The organism is Pallidibacillus pasinlerensis (genome assembly GCF_009996845.1).
In the GTDB taxonomy this organism is placed as follows: domain Bacteria; phylum Bacillota; class Bacilli; order Bacillales; family Caldibacillaceae; genus Pallidibacillus; species Pallidibacillus pasinlerensis.
On sequence record NZ_JAACYS010000103.1, the window covers coordinates 1 to 7,383 of the forward strand.

Genomic DNA, 7,383 nt, shown 5'->3' on the forward strand with positions numbered 1-7,383 from the left:
TCTTCCTTATACCTTATTAGTTCTCAATTGTTTCAACATTGACACTTTGACGTTTTCCATCACGATAAAATTCAATTTTTATCGTATCACCAGGCTTTACTTCACTATATAAATATTTCCTTAGTTCTTTTGAATTTTTCACTTCATTTCCATCAATTCCAACGATAACATCATTTACTTGTAAACCAGCTTTTGCTGCAGGTGATTGTTCACGAATACCAGCTACAACAATACCAGTTTCAATGTTCCCGAACATACTTTGACGATAAAATGGTACAACGTCTGCGATATCATACATTTCAATCCCTAAGAATGGACGCTTAACAACACCATTTTCAATTAATTGTTCAGCAATTGGAAAAACATCATTCGTTGGAATGGCAAAGCCTAAACCTTCCACTCGCTCATCAGCAATTTTTAAACTATTAATGCCAATCACTTCTCCGTTGGCGTTAATTAAAGCCCCACCACTATTACCAGGGTTGATGGCTGCATCCGTTTGAATTACATCTAATTCCCATTCTCCTGCAGATGTAGTCACAGCTACCGTACGATCAATTGCACTAATAATACCTTGTGTTACCGTACGAGAAAACTCTAGACCAAGCGGGTTACCAATTGCAATTACTTCATCACCTGGACGAATTTTATTTGAATCACCGAATGTTGCAATTTTTTTAACGTACGATCCGTCAATTTTTAATACAGCTAAATCTGTTAAAGCATCACTACCAACAATTTCTGCCTTTACCGTTTCACCATCATATAATGAAACTTCTACTTCACTTGCACCTTCAATAACATGGTTATTCGTAATAATATACCCATATTTATCATCTTTATGGAAAATCACTCCTGAACCAGTGCCTGCTTGTACATTTTGTGATTGGAAATTAAAATGGTTATTCATTTGTTGTAAGTTTATTACCCCAACTATCGTAGGCGATAATTCTTCAACTACATCAGCTATAGATGCTTGATCAGCAGAAGCAAATGTTGGAGTGTATTCTACATCATTAGATTGTTTTTGAAGATTAACATTATAACCAGATTCCCCATCATTTTTATCGATTGGGAAATCAAAGTACATCAAAGCACCGATAGTTATGGCTGAGCTAATTACTCCAACTGAAATATAAGCGACAATCTTTTTCAGCCAGCCACTTTTTCTTTTAATTGTTTGCTTGCTCCTATTTTGAATAGAAAATTGATTATTATTAGGATCTTCCTGAAAATGTGCCGAATAGTTTATATTAGGTTGATTGAATGGTGGTTGAAAATTTTGCTCACTACGATCACCACTAACGTAATTATCGAATGGGGAATCCGTTTCATTTTGTTGATTTTGATTGTTTTCGTCCCGGTTATTTAAATGCTCAAAAGAGGATTGTGAAAAGTTAGTAGAATTATAATGATTTTCATTATTTGATTCAAATCTTGATTGTTCCTTTTTCTGATTATCCATACTTGTACCACCTCACTTCCTTCTTTTCACATTCATTTTAGTCAAAAAATATGAACAAATTATGAAAAGATATGGAAACTTTAATGAATATGTAATTTATATGTAATTGAATTTTATTGTGCTTTATAAACAGTCAATACCTCCATTACTTTAAGCCAATAATATTATATCATTATTAATTTTAAATAAAAGAGAAAGAAAATATAATTCTCATCCAGTTTTACATGGATTTTACGAAAACCACTAAAAAAGATGACCCCTATAAATAGGAATCATCTACCATTTATTTTACTCACTTTTCGTTGCTTCTAGTTCTAACAAAATTTTCACGTCTTCTCCAACTAGAACTCCACCTGTTTCAAGAGGTACGTTCCAAACGAGACCATAATCTTTTCGATTTATTTTTCCTTTTACTTCAATACCTAATGTTTCTGCTCCTGACATTGGATTTTTGGAAACTCCTGCAACTTCAACTTAAAATGTTTCTGGACGAGTTACTCCGCGGATCGTTAAATCATCAGTAACCTCATATTCATTATCATCAGTTTTAACAAATTTCGTTGCTTTAAATATCATTTTCGGATGATTTTCCACATCAAAAAAGTCTGCTGATTTTAAGTGGGCATCTCTGTCACCATTTCTTGTATCTATACTTGCAAGATCAACAGTAAATTCAACATTTGCTGTCGTTAAATCATTTGGGTCCGCTTCAATTTTTGCATCAAATTCACGAAACATTCCTTTTACTTTTGAAATCATCATATGTTTTACAGAAAAATCTACATTACTATGCGCTGGATCTAACACCCATTTTATTTTTCCCATATTGATGACCTCCTAATTTTAAAAATATTTTAATAATTGCATATATTATTGTATTTCCTGTTTAAGAATAAGTCAATGCATAATTCTCGATTTTAAAATATCCGAAGATAAAAAAACAGCTGTACATTCGCCAGCTATTTTTATAATTATTAAGGGTTGTAATTAATATCAATACCATGATGTCGAACCATCGATAAAAACATTGGATGTCCGTGTAAAATCCGGTTATCTTCTTCTAAAATATATGTCGTTCCGTCGCTAAAAATAATTTCATAACCGTCAAACTCATTTCCATCTGCAATATCATGTCGATTAACTATTTCGACATTTTCCCAGCTATATTGATCTATTGCAAAAGTGAATGGTCGTTGAAATTCAAATCCATGAACACTAATTGTTTCGTGGGATTTAGATGCAAAGAAAAATATAGGGATACTAATTATGAATAATAAAATACTGATTATGACGGTATTTCTTTTAATTCCAATAAATCCTAATAATAATGCAGCCAAACCAATGAATACAACACCTAGTCCGTATGTAAATAAACTCCATTTGGGTAATAAACCGATAAATACTTCATCCGTAACATACCGAATATTCAAAATGGCAGATGGGATAAACGTAATTAGTATTAATCCAATTAGCGTCCAACAAATGCCGATTGCCGTAAAGACAGATCTTGCATCATACTCTCGCAATAAGATTACCTCCTAAAAACTTTAATAAATCAGTTCAACACCTTCATTTCGCAATCGTATTCACCTCATAATCTGTTATACCTATTATAGTATACAGTATATTGAAATTAAAGATAATTTAATATATTCCCATATTAATTGGTTTTCAGGATAAACATTTCATATAAATAGAGCAGGTAATATGTTTACCTGCCCTCTCAATTCATTAATTCTTAAATTCTGTAATAATCACACCTCGTTTCTTCATCTCTTCTATATACTTATCACCAGGTACAACTTGCTCAGGAGGTAGTACTCCCCGATTCTTTATAATTCCTTTACCAATCATTTGTGCAACAACGGATATCGTATTAGCTGTCGCACGTGCCATAGCTGTGACGTTTTCTTTTTTATCTTTATAACAAATCATTTCATAAGTATAGGAAACTTCTTTTGAAGTTTGTAATCCTGTTACGATTACACGTAGTAGCGTAACATCATCCTTATCTTTTAAATCAACAAGGGGGTCTAATACTTTCAATAACACTTTTCTTGGGTTAACTTTTACTCCGTCAACTTCGACAACATAATCAATGCGTGTCAAGTTTAAATCTACGAGTAATTTGAACTTCTCCGCATGACCAGGATAACGAATCGTCTTGTATTCTAATGTTTCCAGTTCAGGATATGACTTCGATAACGTTGAAGTCCCACCGGATGTATGAAAAGCTTCTAAAGGACCAAATTTCTCAAAGTAAATGGGCTCAACTTCAGATAATGACGGTACTTCTTGCAATTTTCCATTACGAATAATTAATGCAGGTTCTGTATAATGATCAAGTAAACCTTCCATCGAAAATACATGATTATATTCCAATGGTGGTTCAGGACGTAAAGGGATTCCACCTACATATAATTTAATTGATTTAACTTTTGTTAGTTTACTCGCACCGAAACCAGCTAGAATATTTATCATCCCTGGCGCTACACCTAAATCAGGTATAATTGTAACTTGCGAGGCATCGGCTTCTTGATTTAATTCTAATACACGATCAGTAATATGTCCGATATGCCCTCCTAAATCAACAGAATGAACTCCAACCTGTATAGCGGTTTTAGCAACTTTTAAATTGAAAGAGTAAAATAATGCATTTATAATACAATCAAATTGTTTCATATACGTTGCCAATTCATCGTCATTTTCTGCATCCACTTGGAATGCTTGAACTTTATTTGAACCAATCTCGTAAACTGCTTGTTTAGCACGTTCAAAATTAACATCTGCAAGACCTACAAAAGTAACATTGTCACTTTTAGATAAATTCCTTGCAGCTTCTTTTCCCATTAAACCGGCACCTAGTACACCAATTTTCAATCACTCACCCCCTGGGGATTTACTCATCAATATCGATTTGTGCTCGTTGTAATTTTCCACTGAAATCTACATATACTGAACGCCACTCTGTGAAAACATCTAATGCTTGAATACCAGAATCTCGGTAACCATTGCCAGTACCTTTTGTTCCTCCGAATGGTAAATGAATTTCTGCACCTGTTGTTCCAGCATTAACATAAACAATTCCTGTATCTAAATCACGTTGAGCTTTGAATACACGATTAACATCTTGAGTAAAGATAGAACTTGAAAGACCAAATGTTACACTATTATTCACTGTAATTGCTTCTTCAAAATTTTTTACAGGTATTAATGAAACAACTGGACCAAAAATTTCTTCTTGAGCAATGCGCATATCACTTGTGGCATTTGTAAATAACGTAGGTTCGAAATAAAATCCTTTATCAAATGGTGATTTTGTCAATTGTTTCCCACCCGTTAACAATTTCGCCCCTTCGTTTATACCTATTTCAATATAGGATTTAATTTTATCAATACCTGCCTGATTTATAATTGGACCGACTTTAACCGTTTCGTCTAAACCATTGCCAATTTTCAGTTCCGGTATTTTTTCTAGTAATCTATTTTCTAATTGTTCTTTAACCGCTTCATGAACAATTACACGACTACATGCCGTACAACGCTGTCCACTCGTTCCAAAGGCACTCCAAATAATTCCATCTGTCGCTAATTCTAAATCGGCATCATCCATAACAATAACAGCATTTTTCCCACCCATTTCAAGGGAAACTTTTTTCAATTGTTTTCCACATTCACCAGCAATCATTCTTCCTGTATCATTTGAACCTGTAAATGAAATGACACGAATATCAGGATGATGAACCATTGCATCGCCTACTTCTGATCCTGAACCAAAAACAACGTTAAATACACCTTTTGGTAGACCCGCTTCTTCAAATATTTTCGCTAGCTCATAGGCCATAATTGGTGTTTCTGTTGCTGGTTTCCAAACTACAGCATTTCCCGCAACAATTGCTGGAAAGGATTTCCAAGTTGCAATGGCAATAGGAAAATTCCACGGTGTTATGATACCAACGACACCAATTGGGACTCGCATACTCATGGCAAATTTATCTTTTAGTTCCGAAGGTGTTGTTTGGCCAAAAAGTCTACGCCCTTCACCTGCCATATAAAACGCCATATCAATCCCTTCTTGAACTTCACCACGGGCTTCTTCTAGTACTTTTCCGTTCTCCATTGTAAGTAGACGAGCTAACGTTTCTTTTCTTTCTTTTAATAGATATCCAACTTTATATAAAATTTCTGCTCGCTGAGGTGCAGGAACGAGAGCCCATTCTTTTTGGGCTTGTTTTGCAGCTTTAACAGCCTCATCTACCGTTTCTTTAGTTGATAATGGAACATAAACAATTTCTTCACTTGTTGCAGGATTAATCACAGGAACAGTATTTTCACCTCGTACCCATTCACCATTAATATAATTTTTTAAATTACGGATTTGACCAAAGTAATCTGTCATTATATCACCCCATTATATTTTTAATTGTCCTACGAATCTATGTAATCGAAAATTCTCAAGATGAATAGATACATAAGTTTTTTTATTCCTTATTTTCAAAAAATATTCATTACAATTTGTCTACTTTTCTTTCTTAATTATTTCTTCATTATGTTCACCTGCATTCGGAGGGTGTAGTCGATAGGATACAGGTGTTCTTGATAATTTTATTGGGCTTCCAATTAATTGGATATTACCTGCTGTCGGATGTTCCATTTCAACAAACATTTCTCTCGCTTTTAATTGGGTATCTTGAGTAACTTCAGATATATTTTGAATCGGACCACAGGGAATATTATTTTCACGACATAAGTTAAGCCAATAGACTGTTGGTTTTGTTTGAAATACGTTTTGTAATATGTGGGTTAATTCATCTCGATGTTGGACACGGCTTGAATTAGAGGAAAATCGTTCATCGGAACTAAGATGTGGAACACCTAAAATTTCGCACAATGTTTTAAACTGATTGTCATTACCAACTGCAATCACTATATCGCCATCATTCGTTTGGAAAGTTTGATATGGAACAATATTAGCATGGCGATTCCCTAATCGTTCTGGAATTTTTCCTGCGACTAAATAATTACTGCCAATATTTATTAACGAACTGACTGCCGAGTCATAGAGGGATAGATCAATTTTTTGTCCTTTACCTGATACAGTTCTTTCTAATAAACATGCCTGAATAGCAATACACGCATATAAACCAGTTAAAATATCTGTAATCGCTACTCCGAGTTTTTGTGGACCAGATTTTTCATCACCAGTAATGCTCATAAGTCCACTCATTGCTTGAATGATAAAATCATAGCCAGGTAAATGTTTATATGGACCAGTTTCACCAAAGCCAGTTATGGAGCAATATACAATTTGTGGATTGATTTCTGCAACTACATCATAAGCTAAACCAAACTTTTCCATTGTACCTGTTTTAAAATTATGAATCAATACATCACATTCTTTAAGTAATTTCTTGATCGTTTCAATACCTTTTTCTGTCTTTAAATCTACTGTAATACTTTTTTTGTTGCGATTTGTACATAGGTAATAGGCACTTACACCATTTTTAAAAGGAGGACCCCATTTTCTTGTCTCATCACTTCCACCCGGAGCCTCAACTTTAATCACTTCTGCACCTAAATCACCTAAAATCATTGTGCAAAACGGCCCTGCAAGTACTCTAGATAAATCTAAAATTTTAATATGTTGTAATGCTCCATTTTGTAGTTCCACAATATCCCTCCTTTCTATTTATTAATATTGTTAAACTTTTAAATTTATTTCTTCAAAAAAAATCCAGTTCAATAATGACAATCAAATTATGTCATTTTGAACTGGAAAAACTGCTGTTCATTTCATTTGAGAACAGCTGGAAAAAGATGGAGGAAACTACAATTACAATAATCAAAACATTTAGACATGTCGGTCTATATATATTGTAAACCTTTTCAATAATTTTGTAAACGTTTTCTTTGTTATT

The 7,383-nt window shown here is 33.7% G+C and carries 5 protein-coding genes and 1 pseudogene; all 6 read right to left on the reverse strand.

The annotated features are described in order from the left end of the window. Positions 1-16 precede the first annotated feature (16 nt). Positions 17-1,465, reverse strand: coding sequence for a S1C family serine protease (locus GW534_RS15140; RefSeq protein ID WP_161921822.1), 1,449 nt, complete (start codon positions 1,463-1,465; stop codon positions 17-19). A 288-nt stretch (positions 1,466-1,753) separates the two neighbouring features. Beyond that, positions 1,754-2,290 (reverse strand): annotated as a pseudogene (locus GW534_RS15145) (YceI family protein). 149 nt (positions 2,291-2,439) lie between these two features. After that, positions 2,440-2,991 carry a hypothetical protein gene (locus tag GW534_RS15150; RefSeq protein ID WP_161921823.1) on the reverse strand — a complete coding sequence of 184 codons (552 nt, stop codon included), beginning with the start codon at positions 2,989-2,991 and terminating at the stop codon, positions 2,440-2,442. A gap of 205 nt (positions 2,992-3,196) precedes the next feature. Then, positions 3,197-4,345 (reverse strand): saccharopine dehydrogenase family protein, encoded by a 1,149-nt coding sequence (locus GW534_RS15155; protein WP_161921824.1) that lies wholly within the window; start codon positions 4,343-4,345, stop codon positions 3,197-3,199. A 19-nt stretch (positions 4,346-4,364) separates the two neighbouring features. Next, the gene (locus GW534_RS15160) at positions 4,365-5,864 is read right to left on the reverse strand and encodes an aldehyde dehydrogenase family protein (protein WP_161921825.1); all 1,500 of its coding nucleotides are present in this window, start codon (positions 5,862-5,864) and stop codon (positions 4,365-4,367) included. A 120-nt stretch (positions 5,865-5,984) separates the two neighbouring features. After that, positions 5,985-7,136: a CaiB/BaiF CoA transferase family protein gene (locus tag GW534_RS15165; RefSeq protein ID WP_407670492.1), complete on the reverse strand. Its 1,152-nt coding sequence runs from the start codon at positions 7,134-7,136 to the stop codon at positions 5,985-5,987. Between the last annotated feature and the right edge of the window lie 247 nt (positions 7,137-7,383).